The sequence below is a fragment of the Collinsella tanakaei genome, assembly GCF_021531055.1.
Classification (GTDB): Bacteria; Actinomycetota; Coriobacteriia; order Coriobacteriales; family Coriobacteriaceae; genus Collinsella; species Collinsella tanakaei_B.
Genome location: NZ_JADYTL010000003.1, coordinates 224307 through 246302, shown reverse-complemented (window position 1 = coordinate 246302; position 21996 = coordinate 224307). Strand labels below are relative to the sequence as shown.

The window sequence follows — 21996 nt, the reverse complement described above, 5'->3', positions numbered from 1 at the left end:
TCTAGCCACATCAGCTCTTCTCTATGAGCGCCCTCGTCTCGTCAGAGAGGTCGAGCATATCCGTCAAATCCCCTTCAAAGATGTCGAAGAGGAACTCGATTAGGTTGTTTCCGTCCGATGTCACCGTTGCAGCGACCTTCTGAGCGAAAAGCAGTTTCGTCGAGGGATCCAAGGCGTCCATGAAATTGGAGAGAGACGCTTTCGCCGTGCTGAATCCCATCTTATCGAGCATGAGAAATTCGATATTGTCGGCAAGATAGGACAGGACGGCGTCGCATGTCTGAACGCGCTTGGCAACCGTCATGGCGCCAATCTTATCGGCGACATCGATGTCTTTGTCGACAAGGCCGAGTGCCTGCTCTGCGCTAAGCGCAGGGGTCGTCTCGGCTAGGCTTGCAAAGTACATGGTGGCGACGGTGGATCCCAACTTTGCCGAAACGAGCGCCTTCATATCGCGCGAAACGGTTCTTTCGCTGTTTTCCGCTTCAGTGAAGAACGGACGGAGTAAGGGTTCGCTCGAAAGGATGGTGTCGACCATGTCCCACCCTCGAGGAGAGGGTGTTGGTTTCTCCTCGTCCTCGAGCTCCGCAGAAGATTCGGAGAGGCACTTGGGATGGTCTTTTATGAATCGGAGTATTGAGGGCGAGATTCCCGACTCCTTGCCGTAGCGTAGCCATTCCCCGCTATTGCTGGTGACTTTGAGTTTAAGAAAACGATCGAGCTGCGCCGGATCCATTTCGTTGGTGGCATAGACACTGTTCTGCGTGCTCGGATTCATTGCGCCAACAAAGAACACCCACCAGGGGAAGCGGTAGCCGTTAACCGTCCTGGTGAGAAGGATATTCATGAGTTCTTTGTAGACGGTGTTCTCCGTACGGTTTATCTCATCGATGAAAACGATTACCGGTGCGATTTTGCCCGTAGAGAGCAGCCGAACCTTCTCTGCCGGTGAAATGTTGTTCATGGCGAAGCGGTTGACATCCCCCGAAAGCGTGGCTTCTGGGGAGTCGCCTGCGCCAAGAGACGAGTCGCTTGCATGCGCCCTCTTGAAGATCGCCTTCTCTGCTTCTTGGATGCGTTCGACGGCGTAATACGGAAGGAAGCGGAAGCCGATATGGCCGTTGCCAGAGTCGTATTGGTAAGGCAGGCCCGTTATCTCGCCCTCTTTGAGCGTACCACCCTCAATGGTCATGCACACGCCTCCGAGTTCCTCGGCAATGCTTTCCACGATGGCAGACTTGCCGATTCCGTGCTTGCCTGAAATGAGGGGAGTGATGGCAAGACCCTTTTTCTCGGTGGCGATATTCGCCAGAAGAGCGCGCTTAACGAGGCGCTTCGCGATGTTGATGGATATCAAAATCGAACTCCCTTGATGCGAAGGAACATGTCGAGTTTGGGGGAGCGTCGGCCCTTTACCCTCCAGGCATTAACGCCTTTTTTCAGGACCGTTTGAGCGTCGAGCTCGCTGTAGTGGGAGATAAAGAATTCCTCAGAGAACTCTTGGTTCTTTGCCAACGCCTCGTGGTCGAGAGAGGCAAAGTATTTTTCAAGGAAACGCTCGCTGAGAGGCATGAACTTAAGCAGTTCTTTGAGCTCGTCCGGGGTGAAGAGATCGATATTGTCGTCGATAAACTTCTCGTCGACATAAGGGGAGCTGGACAGGAGTTTGCGGAAGGCCCCTGTCGGTCTACCTGCATCCCGGATTGTGAGAAGGTCTCGCGCGAACCTGCTTCGATTCGATATGGTGGTCGTTTCGAAGGCCTCGTTGAATGGCGAGAGGCTGTTCCCGTTCGCGATATTGGACGCCATCGGCATCTCGTTGGGGACCGTTTTCCGCTCTTTAGCGCTTCCTTTATGCAAGGTTCGGAAATCGTCGATGAGCTCTTGGCAGTACCGAATGTAGGTGGCGTCGTATCCGCCAGTCTGCAGCTCCTCTTCGAGTACGTCAAGGTCGACATCGAGCAGCTGTGTCCCCTGGTTGTCTAGAATACGCTTTACGTCCATTGCCATTACTAGACCACCGGCTTATGCAGAGTGTCCAGCAGGTCTCTCAGCAAGGGGAATTTCTCTCCGAAGAGCGTATGGAAATCGTAGCTGTTAAAGGGGCTCGTCTGGAGAAGCGTCTTTGACTCAACGTCGCCGTTAGCACGAGCATATTCCACGACTTGCTCGATAAAGGCGAGCTGTTCGCTGCTGAGGGAGGGGTTATTCAAGATATGTCCAAGCTTCGATTCAATCGCCTGTTCCGAAATGCCCACTCGCTTGCGCAGGTAGGAGAGCAGCGGCGTGTTATCCGACCAGGCGGCATACTCTGTTTCGGTGCCAAGCCTTTTGGTGAACGCATCTTTGAGCTCATTTTTCTCTTCGCTTGTAAGAGGTTCGAGCATGCGTAGCTTGGAAAGCGCGATGTTGTCGTCATCTCGCAGATATTCTTCGTAGCGATCGACGTAGGTCTTGCCCTGCAGCCCATCTACATCTTCGCCTTTGATGAGGGAGTCCGGCACGTTGACGATGTAGTACTCCTGTCGATCGGGGATGTATTGCATGAGGCCGCGCAGCTCATTCCGTACCTGCTCCGCACGCTCGAGCGAGTAATCGTCAAGGAGATACGCTCCATCTATCATGTCGATGATAAGCTTCTCCTTTTCAAGAATCTCAGGGATGCTTTTGAGCTTGAGCAGTTCGTTCATGCGCCTCGTAAAATCGTTTCCTAGGCATTGGAAACCGCGCCTGATGGCACGCGGATCCTTGCCGCTTTCGATGTACTCGTCGTATTGTGCCTCGACGGTGTAGATGAGAATGTCAAAGCTCTTTACCTTGGCAGGTTCCGGTTCGTGGGGTAGGAGCGGGAGGATGCGCTCCTCGATTTCGGTTGTTTGGCTCTCGGTAAGAGCGTCCCATGCCCCATCGGTTCGATACTTGTTTACAAAGGCGATGTTTCGGTCGACCTCGATGGCATCGTTGTTGAGCGCGTGAACACCGGACTCGAAGTAATCTTTCAGTGCATGCATATGTGTGGTTTCAAAGGGTGTGCGGTGCTTATTTCCCTGAAGTTGAGCGAGAACGTCGAGCATGAGCTCATCGCGAACGACGTTTTGCGAAGTTGCTTTCTGCCCCATTCCACTGCCCTTAACAGTCGACCATGTGTCATGGGTTCCGAAATACCGGAAGTTATCGTAATAGTCGAAAACGAGGAAACCCTTCTTGTCGTTGCCGGGACCGAAAATGTCCTTTGACAGACGCGTACCGCGGCCGACCATCTGAAGGAACTTGATTTTGGAACGCACTGCTTTGAAAAAGACCAGGTTGAGCGCGTCGGGGACATCGATTCCGGTATCGAGCATATCGACGCTCACGGCAATTTGGGGAAGCTTATCTCGCTCTCCGAATGAGTCTACGAGTTTGAGGGCATCTTCAACTTGGCTGTCAATGAGCTTGCAGAAATCTGCACCCAGGTTGGGGTAGAGCACGCTGAAGCGCTGGGTGATCACCTCTGCTTCCTTGTGGCTCTTGGCGAAGATGATGGTTTTGCCCAGTGTGTCGTTTGCGTTGATCTTGAGACCTTCCTGCATGAGGTCGGCAAGCATGAGGTCGATGGTTGGAATATTGATGGTTCTGCTATCGGGCTTGATGACGACCCTACCGGATTCGTCGGAGACCTTGAGTATGGTATCGATATCCTCCCCGAACTCTTCTTCAATTTGCGCCTTTTCTTCATCAGAAAGGTCGTCATAGCTTATTCCGCGACGAAGCCCTTCGGTCGTACGGTCGCGAATCTCGAAGCCTACGAGATACTTGTCCCGGATTGCATCTTCAAGCTCGTAGGCGAAGTCGGGTTCTGCCTCCGGCAGCTGAAAGACGTCATAGGTGCTCTTATCCTGGTCACTGCGCGGAGTCGCCGTAAGGCCGATCATAAGTGCATCGAAATAGTTGAAAAGCCTGCCAAACTTAGAGAACAAGGAGCGATGTGCCTCGTCAACGATGATGAGGTCGAATCGACCGATGCCGAACTCCCGGGTGTCTCCATCGACCATGCGAATCATGGTTTGATACGTGGCAAAGACGATGCGGGCGTTTTTGTCCCGGTTATCGCTCGTTCCCGTGAACACCGACGTCGTGACATCTGGAAGTAGCTTGTTGAAGTTCCGGTGCGCTTGGCGGACAAGACTTGTGCGGTCTGCGAGAAAGAGCACGTTTTTAATCCATCCAGCGCGAAGCAGCACATCGACTGCGGAAATGGAGACACGCGTCTTGCCGGTTCCCGTTGCCATGACCACAAGGCTTCGACGGCGTTTATCGCTAAAGGCACGGCAGATAGCCGTAATGGCGGCTTTCTGATAGGGACGGTTAGTGATTTCGTCATCGATGGTGGGGTTGACGATGTCTTTACGTCCAGAGGCGCGTTGCTTGAGAAGGTCGAGCTCATCAATCGAATGAAAGCCGAATACGCGTCGCACGGGAAAGCCCAGGCAATCAATGCAATAAATATGATATCCGGAGACATAGTATGCCGTGGGCAGGTAGCCATAGCGTGTCTTGAGGACTTCCGCGGCGTGTTGTGCCGATGCCCTTCCCTCAATGGGATTGCTTCCGGAATGGGAAAAGTCGATAACAGCAAGAGGCTTGCCGTCTTTACCATAGAGGATGTAGTCAATCTCGGACCCATCGTCCAACGACATGTTAATCGAGGCGGTAGAGGGAACTGCTCGGTTACTGCTGTTGGCGATTGGCCAATGTGACTCGCGCAGCGATGCCTCGACGAATAGTTTTCTGTTTTCGCTCTCGTCTCGACGGCGTGAGACATTGAATTTTGCTCTGCGCAGTTTTGGCGCGAAGTAAGCAATCTGTTCTTTCGTTGGCGCAGGAGTGGCGCTTGATGCCGAGGGCGATTCGGGCGTTGCGGGGGTTTTGGGCGATGAAGGTGCCTTTGCTGCTTTTTGTGCTCGGTTAAGCGGTGAGACAAAAGGTGGATAATCGTCGACAGCTCCCATGTTGATACAGATCTCCCCAACGGCGTACTGGAGCTGCTCTAGTGTTTTGCATGCAACGAGCGGAGTAACCATGTTTCCGTGCGCGCCGTTGTTGCCATTCATTCGAACGGTGTGAATCGCGGTGAGTATGGTCTCATCGTTAATATAGTTGACGAAGACGGGGTCGGTGACCTTCTCAAAGAGCGTACGAGACGAATCGTCGAAATTGCTGATCGACCCATAGACGATGGAGACCAAGTATTCAAGCGCGGTGCGTGCGGAAGTGCAGCTCATATCGGGAAAAGAAAGCGCGAGTTGCTCCGCTTTGTTGCAGCATTCGTAAAGGGTCTCGAGCCCCGTTGCCTTCTTAAGGAATTCGAAGTTCATAACATTCCCGTCGATTAGAGTACAGTGAGCCAATTATAAGGCCCTGCTGTTGAGGAAAGAGCTTTTTCAGGTGAAAGGTGGCACGAAGCGCTTTTAAGCGCCGACGGCCGGCAGCGTTACCTGTGTGGGGGCGGTTCATGTGTGCCGTTCGAAAGAGATGGCTTGCTAGCCCCCCTCATCTTAGGTCAACCTGTTTTGTCAAATCCCGGTTTATCGAGTTGTTTGGCGACCCTGTAAGCAACTCTAAGGCGTTGCCCACTCAAACGCTGGCATCCGTCGCGCCAATCGAGGGCGATTCAATGCCGAAATCGGGAGCAGTTTGGCTGTTAAACCTGGATGCTATTGAGTCTGGGACCGGCAGGATACTTCGTAATGAGATGACTGAAGCTCAAGATACTAAGTCATCAATTATTGCATTTAGCGAACGTCACGTCCTAATTTCTAAGTTGCGGCCGTACTTGAATAAGGTGGTAATACCCCATTCTGCAGGCATATGCACTTCTGAGCTGCTTCCACTACTTCCTAACAAGGATTATTTAACTCAGGTGTATCTTGCTTATACACTGCGCAGCGATTCATTTGTGCGGTTCATTTCGCAGCATGTTGCGGGAGCAAAGATGCCTCGAATTGACCTGAGGGCGTTCAAGTCTTTTGAAATTCCAATACCAGAAATGTCGTCTCAGCTCGGATTCGAAGACTTCGTTACCCAGGTCGACAAACTGAGGTTTGACGACTTTGTTGTTCTGAGCGCTTTCCCGAAGCATAGCTTCACGAAGGACTATCTCAAAAAGATCCGAAGGAAGCTGCTGTAAGCCGACGGGCAGCAAGGCCGAGACACCGTAGGCACACCTGATATGGCCCGACCGTAAGTGCGAGCTTCCAAGGGCCGGGGATCTCTCCGGTACGGGGGAACGTGCTATAACCCCCTAATGGAGAAGGCGACGAAGCGCGCAACCTGGCTTTTCTGCGATTTGATTCCGGCGCCTTCTTCTCATTCGATTTGCTCGCCACGCCATCGCGGCAATCAAGCTCGTATCCAAGGCTCGAGGCTACAAACATACGTGAGAAGGGGAGGAAAGGCCGCCCACCGCTAAGCGGTAGCCAGCCCCATCCAAATCAAGCGGCGCCGTCTAGGACTCCGGCCGCAGACAGTTGCTGGCCTCATTGCAGCAAGGTCCTGCTATGAGCTGCAGCTTCATGGACAAGTTTGAACCTGGCACCATCTTGTCGCCTGCGTTCGCCACGCCCGGCGGCAGGCGGAGGGTCGCTTTTTGCAGTTTATTACAAGTTGTGTACTGCTTGATTTCGATACCCGGGGAAACAGCACAAACGGACAGGGTGCCTGAAGCGTCCGACCTGCGAAAACGTCGGCCGGGCAGCTCGCCAGCGGTACCGAAACCGCTGGGGCGGAAAAAGAGCGGTACACAACTTGTAAAAACCTGCAGAAACGCGCGTCGGGTCTGCCCTAGCCCCACCCGTCAGGGCGGCAAAGGCGGTGTCGCCCACAATGCCAAGACATCCGCAGACAGCAAATAGGTATTTATCGGCGAAAACCGCCGGCTACGCCCGCAGTTCCTCGGTGTCTTCGGCCGTCTCGCGGACGATGCGGTGCAGTTCGCGGTCATGTTCGAGCGCGTCGGCGGCGCTTTCGGGCAGGTAGACCGAGATGCGCCCGTCGAGCGTGCGGAACGTGGCCCAACCCTCGGCGTCCACCACGACGTCATCCTGCTCGTCGATAACGCAGCTCCAGGTCTCGCCGGCATGCGCCGCGCCCACGAACATATGCTTCTCGCCGCCGTCGCGGTCGGTGATCACCACTGCTACGCCGCTGCCCTCGTGCTCGGTATCGCCTTCGCGCGTCCAGCCGATCACGTCCGGCGCATCGAGGTGATCGTGCTGCACGCCGTAGGCAAAGCGCTGGCGGATCTCCATGAGCAGCGGCAGTTCACGCACGGCAGGGATGTTGCCGTCATTGGGCATGCCGTACAGGTCGCCGTAAAACACGCAGGGGTAGCCTGCCTCGCGCATCAGGATCAGCGCGTACGCGGCGGGCTTGAATCGCGTCTGCACGAACGACTATAGTGCCAGGCCAGGCTGCGTGTCATGGTTCTCGGCAAAGGTCACCGCGTGCATCGGATCGCGCTCGACAAGCGTGCCGGCAAAGATCTTCGACAGGTCGACGTCGCCGTTCGAGCACGATGCCGCCCGGAGGTTGTAGTGCAGCAGCACGTCGAACAGCGGTGCGATCCGTCCGCCGGCAGGTACCACGAGAATCCTTGCAGAATCGTTCCGTTCATGGGTGTTCTTTCAATTTGGAGCAGCCCCTTTGTAGTGCAGCGCAGCCCCGCAGGCGCCATCATGAACCGACGGTTGCGTCGCCAGCGGCCGGTGTGTCCCAATTTTCTCCTGGCCCCTTTTGGGACACGGGGAGCGTCCGCCGCCCCGCCCCGCCCCGCCGCCGTGTGCCGCCTCTGTTCTTTTTCGCAGCCCCACAGCGCGCCGAATACCGCAGCGCACCACATAAATCGCTGGTATCCATAACAATGCATCATGGTAAATTCCGCTGCAGATTTCGGCTGTCCCACACCGCGTTCGGAGTACAATAATCGTGCATGTGGATTTTCACGATCCATCGATGCCAGCCAATCGCCGGCGGCATCCATGCGCGGTAATCCCCGGGGGCACAGGTCCTCGGAACATGTACACCCAATTTGAGAGGAGAGGGGTATATGGCGCGTAAGTTCAAGTCTATGGACGGCAACGAGGCGGCCGCATACGTATCGTATGCGTTCACCGAAGTTGCGGGTATCTACCCGATCACGCCGTCCAGCCCGATGGCCGACCATGTCGACCAGTGGGCCGCGCAGGGCAAGAAGAACATCTTCGGTACGCCCGTCAACGTCATCGAGATGGAGTCCGAGGCCGGTGCCGCCGGTACCGTCCACGGTTCGCTCGGTGCCGGTGCTCTGACCACGACCTACACGGCGTCTCAGGGCCTGCTGCTCATGATCCCGAACATGTACAAGATCGCGGGCGAGGGCCTGCCGGGCGTCTTCCACGTGTCCGCCCGTTGCGTCGCCTCCCACGCTCTGAACATCTTCGGTGATCACTCCGACGTCATGGCCTGCCGCCAGACCGGCTTCGCCATGCTCGCCGAGGGCAACGTCCAGGAGGTCATGGACCTCGCTCCCGTGGCGCACCTCGCCGCCATCGAGGGCAAGGTTCCGTTCCTGAACTTCTTCGACGGCTTCCGCACCTCCCACGAGATCCAGAAGGTCGCCATCTGGGACTACGACGATCTCGCCGAGATGGTCGACATGGACGCCGTCCAGGCCTTCCGCGATCACGCGCTCAACCCCGAGCACCCCTCCGCGCGCGGCTCCCACGAGGACGGCGACGTCTTCTTCCAGCACCGCGAGGCCTGCAACAAGGCCTACGACGAGCTCCCCGCCGTCGTCGAGGACTACATGGGCAAGATCAATGCCAAGCTCGGCACTGATTACGGCCTGTTCAACTACTACGGCGCCGCCGATGCCGACCGCGTCGTGGTCTGCATGGGCTCCTTCTGCGACACGCTCGAGGAGGTCATCGACTACCTGAACGCTCATGGCGAGAAGGTCGGCCTGGTCAAGGTCCGCCTGTTCCGTCCGTTCTCGATCAAGCACTTCGTCGACGTGCTGCCCGAGACCTGCACCAAGATCGCCGTCATGGACCGCACCAAGGAGCCCGGCTCCATCGGTGAGCCCCTGTATCAGGATGTCGTCTCCGCCCTCTTCGAGGCTGGCAAGACCGGCATCACCGTGGTCGGCGGCCGTTACGGCCTCGGCTCCAAGGACACCACCCCGGCGTCCGCCTTCGCGATCTACGAGGAGCTCAAGAAGGACGCTCCCGCCCGCGAGTTCACCGTCGGCATCGTGGACGACGTCACCAACCTCAGCCTGCCCGAGATGGACGACGCTCCCAACACCGCTGCCGAGGGCACGATCGAGTGCAAGTTCTGGGGTCTCGGCGGCGACGGTACCGTCGGTGCCAACAAGAACTCCATCAAGATCATCGGCGACCACACCGACAAGTACGTCCAGGCTTACTTCCAGTACGACTCCAAGAAGACCGGCGGCGTCACCATCTCGCACCTGCGCTTCGGTGATTCCCCGATCCGTTCGCCGTACTACATCTCCAAGGCCGACTTCGTGGCGTGCCACAACCCCTCCTACATCGTCAAGGGCTTCAAGATGGTCCGCGACGTCAAGCCCGGCGGCACCTTCCTGGTGAACTGCCAGTGGAATGACGAGGAGTTCTCCGCGCACATGCCCGCCGAGGCCAAGCGCTTCATCGCCAAGAACAACATCAACGTCTACCTGATCGACGCCATCGACCTGGCCGAGAAGGTCGGCATGGGCAAGCGCACCAACACGGTGCTGCAGTCCGCGTTCTTCGCGCTGGCGCAGGTCCTGCCCGCGGCTGACGCCATCGAGTACATGAAGGCCGCCGCCGAGAAGTCCTACGCCAAGAAGGGCCAGGCCATCGTCGAGGCCAACTGGAAGGCCATCGACGCCGGCGCCACCGCGTTCCGCAAGTTCGAGGTGCCCGCCGACTGGGCCGACGCCACCGACGAGGCCGCCGAGCTCACGGATGCCGAGTGCTCCGCCATCGCCAAGCAGGTCAAGGAGATCATGGACCCGATCTCCCGCATGCAGGGCGACGAGCTGCCCGTCTCCGCCTTCGCCGGCCACGAGGACGGTCAGTTCCTCACCGGTGCCTCCGCGTTCGAGAAGCGCGGCGTCGCCGTCATGGTCCCGCACTGGGATGAGACCAAGTGCATCCAGTGCAACCAGTGCGCGTACGTGTGCCCGCACGCCACCATCCGTCCGTTCGGCCTGACCGAGGACGAGATCGCCAACGCCCCCGAGAACCTGCGCACCCTCGACATCAAGATGCCGAAGGACACCGGTCTCAAGTTCACGATGGCCGTCTCCCCGCTCGACTGCATGGGCTGCACCAACTGCGTCAAGGTCTGCCCGAAGGGCGCCCTCACCATGGTTCCGCAGGAGCAGGAGGCTGCCGAGCAGGCCGTCTTCGACTACTGCGTCGCCGAGGTCGAGCCCAAGCCGGTCCTCGAGACCAACAACCTCAAGGGCTCCCAGTTCAAGCAGCCGCTGCTTGAGTTCTCCGGTTCCTGCGCCGGCTGCGCCGAGACCGCGTATGCTCGCCTGGTGACCCAGGTCTGCGGCGACCGCATGTTCATCTCCAACGCCACCGGCTGCTCCTCCATTTGGGGCAACCCCGCGGCCCGCTGCCCGTACACCACCAACAAGGACGGTCACGGCCCGGCGTGGAACAACTCCCTGTTCGAGGACAACGCCGAGCACGGTCTGGGCCTGGCTCTCGGTTACGAGGCCGTCCAGAACAAGCTCGTCGCCGACACCGAGGCGCTCATCGCCGCGGACGGCACGCCCGAGGACGTGAAGACCGCCGGTCAGGCGTGGCTCGACTCCCGCAAGGATGCCGAGGCCTCCAAGACCGCTGCCGCCGCGTACGTCGCTGCCCTCGAGGCCTGCGGCTGCGACAAGGCCAAGGAGATCCTGGCCGACAAGTCCTACCTCACCAAGAAGTCCTTCTGGATCTTCGGCGGCGACGGTTGGGCGTATGACATCGGCTTCGGCGGCCTGGACCACGTCCTGGCTTCCGGCCACGACATCAACGTGTTCGTCTTCGACACCGAGGTCTACTCCAACACCGGCGGTCAGGCTTCCAAGTCCTCCAACCTGGGCCAGGTCGCTCAGTTCGCCGCTGCTGGTAAGGCCACCAAGAAGAAGAGCCTCGCCGAGATCGCTATGAGCTACGGCTACGTCTATGTGGCGCAGATCGCCATGGGCGCCAACCCGGCTCAGACGCTCAAGGCCATCCAGGAGGCCGAGGCCTACGATGGTCCGTCGATCATCATCGGCTACAGCCCCTGCGAGATGCACTCCATCAAGAAGGGCGGCATGCAGAACTGCCAGATGGAGATGAAGAAGGCCGTCGAGTGCGGTTACTGGAACCTCTTCCGCTTCAACCCGGCTGCCGAGGTCGGCAAGAAGTTCACCCTCGACTCCAAGGAGCCGAAGGGCGGCTATCAGGACTTCCTGATGAACGAGGCCCGTTACGCGTCCCTGCTCCGCTCCTTCCCCGAGCGCGCGCAGGAGCTCTTCGCCGAGAACGAGCAGGCCGCTATGGATCGCTATCAGCACCTGCTGAAGCTCAAGGATCTCTACGCTGAGGTCTAAGGCTTGCGGTAGCGCACGCTGATCGGATTCAGTGCCGGGACCCCGAGGTTCGCCTCGGGGTCCTTTTTTTGCCGATGCGTAGTTACGTCTGACGTTTGTTGGCGAACGGGGATGCCGTGTCGGTTGATGCGCTTTAGCCCGCGAATTCGTCCCCGTGCGATGCGAAATGACGCCCGACGGGTTTTCACGGGTTGTGCGTTCGTTTTGCGTCTGGCGTTTTTCACCGGCCGCGCACCAAGCCTTCTATCGCTTTGGATGGTGAAACGATTTAGCTTTGGGCACGACCAAAACGCGGCGCCGATTTGCGCCCACAAACTGGTCGATGGACCATGGGACGGCCTGAGCTGCGCGCATATAGTCATATCAGGTGTACACCACAAGTACACGGCAGTGCATACCGGCGCTGCTAGCATGAAGAACAATCCGAGAGCAGAGGCAGCGTGCGCAACCGTAGGGTGCGGTCATCGCATGCTCGCGGATTCGATCGAGCCGCCAGCGCAGGCGGTCGGGCGAAAGGAGGACGGCATGGCCGTTCGTATCGTTGAGGAAGCCAATCGTTGCTTGCAGTGCAAGAAGCCCCTGTGCCAGAAGGGCTGCCCGATCTCGACGAATATCCCCGAGGTGATCCGCCTGTTCAAGGAGGGCGAGATCAACGCTGCCGGTGAGATGCTGTTCGAGAACAACCCGTTCTCGCTCGTCTGCTCCATGGTGTGCAACCACGAAGGCCAGTGCGAGGGCCATTGCATCCGCGGTCGCAAGGAGACCCCGGTGCATTTCAGCGCCATCGAGACGTTCATCTCCGATCTGTACCTCGACCGTATGGTGATCGAGCGCAAGCCCGCCAACGGGCATCGTGCCGCCGTGATCGGCGCCGGCCCCGCCGGCCTGACGGTCGCCATCGAGCTCGCGCGCGAGGGTTACGCCGTGACGGTCTTCGACTCCAAGGACCGCATCGGCGGCGTCATGCGCTACGGCATCCCCGAGTTCCGCCTGCCGCGCACCATCCTTGACCGCTACGCCAAGCGCATCGAGGAGATGGGCGTGAAGTTCCGCGCATGCACCACGATCGGCGGCGCGCTCGAGATCGGCGACCTCCTGCGCGACGGCTACGAGACGGTCTTCATCGGCACGGGCGTGTGGCGTCCGCGCACGCTCGGCCTCGAGGGCGAGTCGCTGCCCAACGTGCATTTCTCGGTGGACTATCTGAGCGATCCGTCCGCCTTCAACCTGGGCGAGAACGTCGCGATCATCGGCGTGGGCAACTCCGGCATGGACGTCGCCCGTACCGCGCTGCGCCACGGCGCGCGCCATGTGCGCATGTACGCGCGCGCCCGCCACGTGACGGCGAGCTCCGACGAGTTGTCGTACGCCCAGCTCGAGGGTGCCGAGCTCGTGTACTGCAAGGACGTCGTCAAGATCACCGAGGAAGGCCCGCTGTTCCGCACGAACATCCTCGACGACGAGGGCAACATCGTGGGGTGCGAGGAGGAGCTCGATCAGGTGCACGCCGACTCCACCATCATCGCGATCAGCCAGGGCCCCAAGAACAAGCTGCTGCTTACGACGCCGGGTCTGGAGTGCTCCGCGACGGGTCTTTTGCTGACCGACGACGACGGCATGACGACGGTGCCCGGTGTGTTCGCCGCAGGCGACGTGGTGACGGGTTCCAAGAACGTGGTGAGCGCCGTCGCCGTGGCCAAGAATGTTGCCGCCGCGATGATGCGCTACATGTCCGGGGCAAGCGAGGGCGAGGAGAAGTAGCTCTCGCGCGGTCTCTGCTGTTCGCGTGCCGTAAGGGCGGGCGGGCATCAGCTTTTTTGCCGGTTTACTCCTTTCACGGTGAAAAGGCTGATGCCCGCCCGCCCTTCTGTGTGCACGTGTCGATGTCAAAAAACCCTGGGGTATGTTAAAAAACCCCTGGGGTATTTTTACATGGGGATTGCAGCGGCTGGTGCGGGCGTGCGGAGCGCCGGTATGCAGAATGGCAGGTATTGGGTTCTCTTTTATGCATGAGTTGATGGAGGAAGCCTACACTCCGGTGCCGGGTGGACAATTTGTTCAGATATGAAGGTTTGCGCCCGAACAGATGCGTCCATTTAGGCTGTCTTGGCATATCTGGCCTATATGGAGTGGCCTCGACAGAGGAGATTTGGCGTGGGGCGGCTATGCGGGAGGTCGGATGCGTCGGGTCCCACGTGATTTCGCCCCTGCATACCTTCATATCTGAACAAATTGCCCACCACTAAGACGTGCCGTGGGGCCGCAGGGGTTCGCGCGCGTCGATGTCAAAAAACCCCTGGGGTATTTTTACATGCGATCTCGCAAGCGGCGCTCTGGGGTGACATGGGGTACACTTGGCTCTGGAAAACGCTGGGGATAACCCATGATGAAGGGGTACGTGTGGGAAAAGCGAGGGCGAAGGGCAAAAAGCGTCGGAATGCTGGGGATATCTCGGCGTTGACTGCCGCGCTGCCGCGTATCGACGCGCTTCACGACGTACCCTCGTTCGACGATTTGCATATCGATGACGCGCAGCGCTCCGCATTCGAGGCGTTTCGCACCGACCGTGCGCGCGAGGACGAGACGGCGGCGGCCGAGCTGCGACTCGGATGGGTCGTGCGACTCGATCGCGGATTCCCGCTGATCGCAACGGCATCCTCGACGTTTCGCGCGGAGCATTCCGTCAACTTCGCCAAGGGCCGCAGCGACGTCGAACGGATGCTCCCTGCGGTGGGCGACTGCGTGGCGGTGCGCGTCGCCGCAGGTCATGACATGGGTGTCATCGAGTGCGTGCTGCCCCGTCGGACGGCGTTCGAGCGCTGGCGCGGCAAGAACCGCGGCGAGCGACAGGTGCTCGCCGCGAACGTGGATACGATCCTGATCGTCCAGCCGTTGGGTTCCACGCGCGATACGCGTGCGCTCATACGCGACCGCATCGCCCGAAGCCTCGTGCTTACCAACGATTGCGGCGCCCGTCCCGTCATCGTGCTCACCAAGGCCGACCGCTGCACGGAAGACGAACTTACCGAGGTGCGCACCGATGCGGAGCGGATCGCGGGCGAGCAGGCCCGCGTCGTGGTGACCTCCTCTGCCACGGGCGAGGGTCTCGACGAGGTGCGCGCCTGTATTCCCGCTGGTACCTGCGGCATGATTCTCGGCGAATCGGGTGCGGGTAAGTCGACGCTGCTCAACGCCCTGCTCGGTCACGAGGCGCTGGCGACCGGCGAGGTCCGAGAGCGCGACGACATGGGCCGCCATACCACGGTCGCGCGCGTGATGGTGTCGCTGCCCGAGCCGTGCGGCGTGATCGCCGATGCGCCCGGTCTGCGGAGCCTGCCGCTCGTGGGCCATGAGCGGGGCTTGGCGCGTACGTTCCCCGAGATCGTGGAGGCGTCGCGCGCCTGTCGTTTCAACGACTGCACGCATACGCACGAGCCCGGCTGCGCAGTGCGCGAAGCGGTCGAAAATCGGTGGATAGACGAGGTGCGTCTGGAGGCGTTTTTGGCGCTTGCCGCCGAGATGCGTGTGAGCGCCCAGAGCCTCGATCCCGATGTGAAACTCTAAAGAATCTGCAGGTGCGGGCGCTGATAGGGCGTTAAGCGGCGTTGCGGTGCGTCCGTTTTGGCTGGAGGATCCGACCGGCTGCCATGCTTGTCGTCGAAGCTGTCCGACGCACATCCAACCGCAGTGTTTGGTCGGGAGAGTCGATCCGTAAGGTCGCGACCGACAAATCTTCTTTGATCGGCTGAGCGCCGATACCCCTTCGCACAATGAAATACGAGCAGGCGAGTGCCACGACGCGGTGCGTCGGACGAGCCTTCTTGATGGTGCGACATCGATGGAGGGGTGCGCGGTGAAGCGGAGATACAGGTTATTGATCAGTGCGGTGTGCGGAATCGCCGCCGTGGCGCTCTCGCTGACGTACGCCTCGTCGGTGCGCGCCGAAGCCGAGCGTGCGCAGCGCGAGACGCTTGAGCGCTATGGCGGCGATCTGGTGGAGGTATGCGTGGCGACACGCGATATCGAACCGGGAGACCAGCTGGACGAAAGCAACGTGGCGATCGAGGAATGGGTGGCGAGCCTGCTGCCGAGCGATGCGTGCACGTCGCTGTCGGATGTGGCCGGGAAGGTCGCGACGTCGCGCATCCCGCAACGGGCGGTGTTGTGCCCGGCGTACACCGAGGCGCGCGGCGATGCGCTGGAGGTACCGGATGGGTCCGTGGCGGTGAGCGTCGGGGTCGATGAGGAGCATGCCGTCGGTGGCGCCTTGGCGAGCGGGGACGCCGTCGACGTCTATGTGTCGAAAGACGCGGTGGCCGATCGACTGACCCAGGCGCGGGTGCTCGATACGAGCGTGATCGCGACGGGCGGCGGTGAGCTGAGCTGGGCGACGCTTGCCGTCGAGCCGAAGGTCGTGCAGGAACTCCTTGCGGCGATGTCCCGAGGTCAGGTGACGCTCGCCGTACCGGGCGAGCCGGTCGCGGACGATCAAGAGAAAGGGGATGCATGATGGCTCCCATTTGGTTGGTGTGCTGCGCGCGGACGGTCGGGACCGACGTGCGCGCCGAGATCGCCGCGCGCTGTCCGTCGGCGCAGGTCGTGCGTTTCGGTGATGTGACAACGCTGGGGGTCCTCGCGGAGTCGTTGGCGGATTCGCTCGGCGGCGTGGTCGTGTGCGTGGATGGCGTGACCGATGAGGTGGAGGCGGCGATCGCCTCGTTTGCCGAGGATAGGAAAGATGTCGCGCTGCTCGCGTTCGTCGAGCGCGTGGACTCCGGCATCGTCGCACGCCTGTTCCATGCGGGGGCAACCGAGGTCATCGCGGCAGGGGGATCTCCTGCATGTCAGCTACGAGATAGTGGAGCGTGCTTGGAGGAGGACCGAAGACCCGAGTATTCTCCCGGACCCCCTGCTCGCGATGAGGATTTGGAAAAGCCGCCGTGGAACGGGGCGGCAGAGCCGGTGCGGTCGCCTGAGACGACGGGGTCGATCGCCGCGGCGCGTGAGCGTGCTGAGGACCTTCTGGCGGAGCGGAACGCGTGCGAGCGGTTCTGGGGCACATCCGAGGACGACGGCAGACCGCGCTCACCGTTGGTCGTCGCCATATCGGGACGAGGAGGATGCGGCAAGTCGACGATCGTCGCCGCAATGGCATGGTGGGCGGCCCATATGGGGCTGAAGGCCGCCGTGGTCGACCTGGACCTGATGTTCGGGAACCTCTGCGATGTGATGGGGGTCGAGCGTGTCTGCGACTTGGCGGGCCTTGTCGACGCCAAGGGGAAGCCTGCGTGCACGCAGGAGGCTATCGAGGCGACGGCCATGAAGATCGCGCCGGGTCTGACGTTGTGGGGTCCCTGCTCACTGCCTGAGCAGGCGGAGCTGCTGTCGCTTCCCAGCGAGCAGCTCATCGAGGCATTGCGCCGGGAAGCCGATGTCATCTTTGCGGACACTTCGGTCTTTTGGGGCGACGCCGCCGCATCGGCAGTCTCGCGCTGCGACCGATGCCTGGTCGTCGGCAGCGGTGGCGTGTCCGGGGGAGACTCGGCGTCTCGGGCGGTGTCGCTCGCCTCGCGTATCGGGGTGCCGAAGACGCGCATGACGAGCGTGTTCAATCGGTTCGGGGCTCCGGGGTGCGGCGAGGAGCAGGCGATGCGCTTCGAGATGGCGGTCGCCCTGCGCTCGCGGGTGCGCATCGCCGACGGCGGGTCGTTCGTGGGCGACCTGCTGTCGTTCGGCAGGTTGGGTGACCTGATGGTGGTGCCGGGCGCGTTCGCGCGCGATGTGCAGGCGTGCACCTATGACTTGCTGAAAGAGCTCGGGTGTCCGCTCGAGGCATGGGACGAGCAGCAGCGCGTGCAGAACCAGGGCGATCCGCACCGTCCGCGCATCAAGCTGCCATGGCATAAGCTGGAAGGAGGTGGACGATGAGCGTGCTGGAACGCGTTCGTCGAGCGGAGCGCTACGACGTGGAGCTGTCCGACGGGACGGAAGGCAGGCGTACCCAGCTGGTCAAACGCCGGATAAAGTGCGAGATGATGGAGCGCGTCGGCTTTGCCGAGGTCGCACGGATCGCAGGGTTTTCCGACGTGCGTCGGTCCCGCGAGGAGCTGCGCCCGGCAATCGAGGCGGTCATGAACGCGGAGAATCCCGACGGGATCGATGCCGAGGGGCGCGCACGCATCGTCGACGAGGTGCTGAACGACGTGGTGGGGCTCGGGCCCCTGCAGCCGCTGCTCGAGGACGACACGGTGAGCGAGATCATGGTCAACGGATGTGCCTCGACGTTTTTCGAGCGGGCGGGTGTGCTGCATGAGCTGCCGAGCGTGTTTGAGAACGATGAGCAGATCCGCATCATCGCCGATCGCATCATCTCGCCGCTCGGCAGGCGTCTCGACGAGCGCAGTCCCATCGTGAACGCGCGTCTGCCGAGCGGGTACCGCGTGAACGCGGTGATTCCGCCGATCGCCATCGATGGGACGACGGTCACGATCAGGAAGTTCTCGGACCGCATCAGTTCGCTGGCGCGGCTCGTCGAGATGGGGTCGCTGCCCGATTGGTACGCGCGCCTGCTGTCGTGCGCGGTGGCGCTCCGGCAGGACCTGGCGGTCGCTGGGGGCACGGGATCGGGAAAGACCACGCTGCTCAACGCGCTGTCCTGCGAAATCGCCCTCGGCGAGCGCATCGTGACGATCGAGGATTCCGCCGAGCTCAAGTTCTCCCGTCATCCGCATGTGGTGAGGCTCGAGGCGCGCGAGGCGTCGATCGAGGGCGAGGGCGCGGTAACCATCCGCGACCTGGTGACCAACGCGTTGCGCATGCGGCCCGACCGCATCGTGGTGGGCGAAGTGCGCGGCGCAGAGTGCATCGACATGTTGCAGGCCATGAACACCGGACACGATGGGTCGTTGACGACGCTGCATGCCGGTAGCGCCCGCGAGGCGATCGTCCGCTTGACGCTGCTCGCCCGTTACGGCATCGACCTACCGGGCGACCTGATCGAGGAGCAGATCGCGATGGCGCTCGACGCGATCGTCATGTCGGTGCGCATGCCGGACGGGCGTCGCTACGTGTCATCCTACACCGGCGTGTCGCGCGGGGCGGAAGGCACGGTCGAACTGACGGATTACGTGGCGTTCGATATGGCGACGCGCAGCTGGGAGCTGGTCGCGGAACCGCCGTTCATCGAGGAGGGGCTGCGCTCCGGCGCGTTGAGCGAGGAGGAGGTGGAAAGTTGGAGATCGCTGTGTCCTGCGGCATCGGGGGAGCCGTCGCCGTGTGCATAGCCTGCGCGATTCCCGACTGTGGGAGCGGCGACGCGACGGACGATTCCGCGTCGCACCGAAGGCCCGACGAGGTCGTGTGGGCAGGGATGCAGACGATCGGTGCCTGGCTGGAGGCGGCGGGTATCGTGCGCGCGGATGCGGCGCGGGCCCTGGAGCGGGAGATGCGTCTGCTCGATACGGAGGGGAGATGGTGCGGCGCGGCGTTCGACCGGCATATGGCGGTCGGCTCTACGGTAGCCGCATGCGTGCTCGCGAGCGTGGTGCTCGGTATGCTCTCGGGATCCATCGTGGGTGTCGCGATCGGTGCGGTGGCGCCGGCGGCATCGCTCGCCGTGTTGCACATGCGCCGGAAGGCGGGGGAGGAGCGCCGGCTCGAGGAGATCATGCCCGAGGCGTTCGGGGCGCTGTCGATCTCGCTGGGATCCGGCTATTCGCTCGCGCAGGCCATGCGCTACGTGAGCGGGCATGTCGCCGAGCCGTTGCGGTCCGAGTTCATGCGGGTTTCCTTCGCCGTCGACTGCGGGGTTCCCATGGTCGAGGCGCTCGACGGGATGCTCGGTCGTCTGCGTGCACCCGGATTGGAGCTCGTGGTGCTCGCCCTCAAGGTCTCGCAGCGGACGGGGGCTCCGCTCAAGGAACTGTTCGCCCAGGCGACGCAGCTGGTGAGTGACCGTATCGAGCTGAGGCGAAGGCTGGATGTCAAGACGTCGCAGGCGCGCATGTCTGCCCGCATGGTGGCGTGTATGCCGATGGCGATGGTGCTGTTGCTCTCGCTGCTTTCGAGCGATTTTCGGACGGGGGTGACCAGGCCTGCCGGTGCCGCTGCGGTCGTCGTGGCGCTCGTGCTGAACGTCATCGCCTGGTCTGTTATCAGGAAGATCATGGATGTCGAGTTGTAGGGCGTGATGGTGATGGAGCTCGTTGCGATGGCGATGGCCGTGGGCGGTTTTGCGGCCGTGGCGGCGTGGGGTGCGTGCGAGGTGCGCGCGAGCGCGGTCGTGGTGGCGGTAAGCGATCTTGTGACGCGCATGAGCGAGGCGGCCGATGGGATTCGGGAAAGGTTGCGTGCGGTTTCCGGCGTGGCCGAACCCTCCCGGGTGACGCTCGGCGAGGCGTCCGAGATGGTCGATATCGTGCGGCTGGGCCTATCCGCAGGGCTCTCGTTCGACGCTGCGCTCGGGCTGTATTGCGAGCAGTGCACGGGATTGCTCTCCGAGAGCATGATGCGTGCGCGCATGAGTTGGCAGACGGGTATGGCGTCGCGTGAGGAGGGGTTGATGGCGGCTGCGCGCGAGCTCGGCGTCCGCCAGCTCGAGTCGTTTGCAGCTGCCGTCGCCCAGGCGCATGCGTTGGGCGCGCCGCTGTCCGATACGCTCGCGCGGCAGGGTCGCGAGATGCGCGCGGCGCATCGTGCGGCCGTCGAGCGCGAGATCGAGCGTGCGCCCGTCAAGATGCTCGTCCCGACGGGGACGCTGATTCTTCCGGCGTTGTTGTTGTCGATCGTCGGCCCGCTGTTGGCGGCGGGCGGCATGGTGTGAGGAGGTATCTGGATGATGAAGGCGAAATCTCTGGTACGTGACCGATGCTCACGGATGGCCACGGAGCTGGTACACGATGTTCGGGCGCTTGCGCATGAGGCGCGTGCGCAGGGCACGACCGAATACGCGATCTTGGTCGGCGTCCTCGTTGTGATCGCCATCTTGGCGATCATCGCATTCCGCGACCGGGTGAGTGAGTTGTGGGATGCGATCTCGTCGGGCATCAACAGCCTGTGACGCGCAGGCGTGTTGGCGGCCGATGGGGCTTCTTCACGCTCGGAGCGGCGTGTTTGGTCATCGCAGTGGGCGCGGTCCGATGCGTCCGCTCCCCATCGGCCGCGGATGTACCGGACGAGGTCGTGGAGGTCGCCCAGGAACTCGGCATCGATATCGAGGCGATGACGCACGATGCACGTGCGTCATCGCCCGAGCGGTTCTTGGATGACTTGGATGAGGCAGACGACGGTGACGCGTCGGTTACGTGGAGCGTCTCGGGCGATCTGGTCGAACCTGCTTCCGACGTGATCCGCGCGTATCGGGATATGGGGACGGCGACGTTGGTGACCAGCGGATATCTTGATCTGAAAGGCAACGTGTGGGGAGCGCTCGTGCAGGGCGGGACCGATTGGGTCGACATGGTCGTCGTCACGACGACGGAGGACGGCGGTGAGACGACGGTGCGCGTGGCGCGTCTTCGCGCCGATGACGGATGAAGCGGGAGGGCGTGATGAGGAGATGGGGTAGCAGGACGTGCCGAACGGAGGAGCCGAGGGACGGAAGCGGGTTTTGGCGAGAGGGCCGCGCGCAGGGAACGCTCGAGTACGCGATCACGTTCTCGGCGCTTTTGGCGGTTATCGTCGGCTTGGGTGCGCTGTGGCATGCGGGCGAGCGCGGCGTGTTCGCGCGACTCGTCGAGCGAGCCGCCTCGCATGTGCTCGGGGCGTTGGGCGCGTTGGATATCGCGTTGTATTGAGCAAGTGGACGGGAGTATGGCGCAGGCGACGGTCGAGGCGGCGATGCTGCTCCCCGCCTTTCTCACGCTGCTGCTCATCGCGTTGCAACCGGTCTGTCTGCTATACACCCGCAGCGTGATGGAATCGGCGGCGGCCGAGACGGCGCGGCTCATGATCACGGCACCCGACGGGGACGATGATGCCTACGTCGCCTTCGCGCAGCGGCGCCTGGCCGCGGTTCCGAACGTCTCGATCTTCCATGTGGGCGGACCCTTGTCGTGGGACATCGAGCTGAGGCGTGCCGCTACGTCGGGCGGTGCCGTTTCGGTGTCGATCGAGGGGTTCGCGCGGCCGTTGCCGGTAATCGGGGCGTTTGCGCATCTGCTCGGTGAGACGAACGCATCGGGGGACGTGGCGTTGGAGGTGTCGGTGGATTATGAGGGAAGACCGTCTTGGCTGTCGGGCGATTATAGGACATGGGTCGCCATGTGGGAAGGGTAGGATACGGAGCCGCCATCGCGTTCGTGGACCACGGTGGGGAATCGACCTGTTCATAGAGGACGGGGCGTACACGACGCTCGCCTCGGCGGTCACCATCT

17 protein-coding genes are annotated in these 21996 nt (G+C 61.4%); 12 read left to right on the top strand and 5 right to left on the bottom strand.

Annotated elements, in window-relative coordinates; genetic code table 11:
- Positions 1-10: 10 nt before the first annotated feature.
- From I6E04_RS04720 to I6E04_RS04700, 5 genes are all read right to left on the bottom strand, one after another.
- Positions 11-1357, bottom strand: coding sequence for an AAA family ATPase (locus tag I6E04_RS04720; RefSeq protein WP_235422009.1), 1347 nt, complete (start codon positions 1355-1357; stop codon positions 11-13).
- Positions 1354-2010, bottom strand: a complete 657-nt coding sequence (locus I6E04_RS04715) for a hypothetical protein (protein WP_235422008.1) — start codon at positions 2008-2010, stop codon at positions 1354-1356. Before I6E04_RS04715 ends, I6E04_RS04720 begins: the two co-directional genes overlap by 4 nt.
- A 2-nt stretch (positions 2011-2012) precedes the next feature.
- Positions 2013-5357 (bottom strand): type I restriction endonuclease subunit R, encoded by a 3345-nt coding sequence (locus I6E04_RS04710; RefSeq protein ID WP_235422007.1) that lies wholly within the window; start codon positions 5355-5357, stop codon positions 2013-2015.
- Between the two features lie 1560 nt (positions 5358-6917).
- The gene (locus I6E04_RS04705; protein ID WP_235422006.1) at positions 6918-7427 is read right to left on the bottom strand and encodes a hypothetical protein; all 510 of its coding nucleotides are present in this window, start codon (positions 7425-7427) and stop codon (positions 6918-6920) included.
- A 6-nt stretch (positions 7428-7433) separates the two neighbouring features.
- Positions 7434-7625 (bottom strand): hypothetical protein, encoded by a 192-nt coding sequence (locus tag I6E04_RS04700; RefSeq protein ID WP_235422005.1) that lies wholly within the window; start codon positions 7623-7625, stop codon positions 7434-7436.
- Positions 7626-8086: 461 nt separating this feature from the next.
- On the opposite strand from I6E04_RS04700, the gene nifJ reads away from it, so the two are divergent.
- The 12 genes from nifJ to I6E04_RS04640 all read left to right on the top strand — a co-directional run bounded on the left by nifJ (position 8087) and on the right by I6E04_RS04640 (position 21898).
- Positions 8087-11623 (top strand): pyruvate:ferredoxin (flavodoxin) oxidoreductase, encoded by a 3537-nt coding sequence (gene nifJ, locus I6E04_RS04695; protein ID WP_235422004.1) that lies wholly within the window; start codon positions 8087-8089, stop codon positions 11621-11623.
- 525 nt (positions 11624-12148) lie between these two features.
- Positions 12149-13384: an FAD-dependent oxidoreductase gene (locus I6E04_RS04690; RefSeq protein ID WP_235422003.1), complete on the top strand. Its 1236-nt coding sequence runs from the start codon at positions 12149-12151 to the stop codon at positions 13382-13384.
- A gap of 639 nt (positions 13385-14023) precedes the next feature.
- Entirely contained in the window at positions 14024-15187 is a 1164-nt protein-coding gene (gene rsgA, locus I6E04_RS04685; RefSeq protein WP_235422002.1) for a ribosome small subunit-dependent GTPase A, read from the top strand.
- A 274-nt stretch (positions 15188-15461) separates the two neighbouring features.
- Positions 15462-16133 (top strand): Flp pilus assembly protein CpaB, encoded by a 672-nt coding sequence (gene cpaB, locus I6E04_RS04680; protein ID WP_268830329.1) that lies wholly within the window; start codon positions 15462-15464, stop codon positions 16131-16133.
- The gene (locus tag I6E04_RS04675) at positions 16130-17551 is read left to right on the top strand and encodes a nucleotide-binding protein (RefSeq protein ID WP_235422000.1); all 1422 of its coding nucleotides are present in this window, start codon (positions 16130-16132) and stop codon (positions 17549-17551) included. Before cpaB ends, I6E04_RS04675 begins: the two co-directional genes overlap by 4 nt.
- Positions 17548-18906 (top strand): CpaF family protein, encoded by a 1359-nt coding sequence (locus I6E04_RS04670; RefSeq protein WP_235421999.1) that lies wholly within the window; start codon positions 17548-17550, stop codon positions 18904-18906. The genes I6E04_RS04675 and I6E04_RS04670 overlap by 4 nt, the downstream gene beginning before the upstream one ends.
- Positions 18855-19805 carry a type II secretion system F family protein gene (locus I6E04_RS04665; protein ID WP_235421998.1) on the top strand — a complete coding sequence of 317 codons (951 nt, stop codon included), beginning with the start codon at positions 18855-18857 and terminating at the stop codon, positions 19803-19805. Before I6E04_RS04670 ends, I6E04_RS04665 begins: the two co-directional genes overlap by 52 nt.
- Before the next feature lie 12 nt (positions 19806-19817).
- A complete protein-coding gene (locus I6E04_RS04660) occupies positions 19818-20444 on the top strand; it encodes a type II secretion system F family protein (protein ID WP_235421997.1) in 627 nt (208 codons plus the stop codon).
- Positions 20445-20498: 54 nt separating this feature from the next.
- Positions 20499-20681, top strand: coding sequence for a hypothetical protein (locus I6E04_RS04655; RefSeq protein WP_235422021.1), 183 nt, complete (start codon positions 20499-20501; stop codon positions 20679-20681).
- A gap of 53 nt (positions 20682-20734) precedes the next feature.
- A complete protein-coding gene (locus tag I6E04_RS04650; protein ID WP_235421996.1) occupies positions 20735-21157 on the top strand; it encodes a hypothetical protein in 423 nt (140 codons plus the stop codon).
- Positions 21158-21171: 14 nt separating this feature from the next.
- The gene (locus I6E04_RS04645; protein ID WP_235421995.1) at positions 21172-21417 is read left to right on the top strand and encodes a hypothetical protein; all 246 of its coding nucleotides are present in this window, start codon (positions 21172-21174) and stop codon (positions 21415-21417) included.
- Positions 21418-21433: 16 nt separating this feature from the next.
- Positions 21434-21898, top strand: coding sequence for a TadE/TadG family type IV pilus assembly protein (locus I6E04_RS04640; protein WP_235421994.1), 465 nt, complete (start codon positions 21434-21436; stop codon positions 21896-21898).
- Positions 21899-21996 lie beyond the last annotated feature (98 nt).

Excerpts from the sequence above, each read along its gene's own strand:
- I6E04_RS04715 (WP_235422008.1), bottom strand. The coding sequence starts at position 2,010 with ATGGCAATGGACGTAAAGCGTATTCTAGACAACCAGGGGACACAGCTG.
- I6E04_RS04710 (WP_235422007.1), bottom strand. The coding sequence starts at position 5,357 with ATGAACTTCGAATTCCTTAAGAAGGCAACGGGGCTCGAGACCCTTTAC.
- nifJ (WP_235422004.1), top strand. The coding sequence starts at position 8,087 with ATGGCGCGTAAGTTCAAGTCTATGGACGGCAACGAGGCGGCCGCATAC.
- I6E04_RS04690 (WP_235422003.1), top strand. The coding sequence starts at position 12,149 with ATGGCCGTTCGTATCGTTGAGGAAGCCAATCGTTGCTTGCAGTGCAAG.
- cpaB (WP_268830329.1), top strand. The coding sequence starts at position 15,462 with ATGGAGGGGTGCGCGGTGAAGCGGAGATACAGGTTATTGATCAGTGCG.
- I6E04_RS04675 (WP_235422000.1), top strand. The coding sequence starts at position 16,130 with ATGATGGCTCCCATTTGGTTGGTGTGCTGCGCGCGGACGGTCGGGACC.
- I6E04_RS04670 (WP_235421999.1), top strand. The coding sequence starts at position 17,548 with ATGAGCGTGCTGGAACGCGTTCGTCGAGCGGAGCGCTACGACGTGGAG.
- I6E04_RS04660 (WP_235421997.1), top strand. The coding sequence starts at position 19,818 with ATGGAGCTCGTTGCGATGGCGATGGCCGTGGGCGGTTTTGCGGCCGTG.
- I6E04_RS04655 (WP_235422021.1), top strand. The coding sequence starts at position 20,499 with ATGGCCACGGAGCTGGTACACGATGTTCGGGCGCTTGCGCATGAGGCG.
- I6E04_RS04645 (WP_235421995.1), top strand. The coding sequence starts at position 21,172 with ATGAGGAGATGGGGTAGCAGGACGTGCCGAACGGAGGAGCCGAGGGAC.
- I6E04_RS04640 (WP_235421994.1), top strand. The coding sequence starts at position 21,434 with ATGGCGCAGGCGACGGTCGAGGCGGCGATGCTGCTCCCCGCCTTTCTC.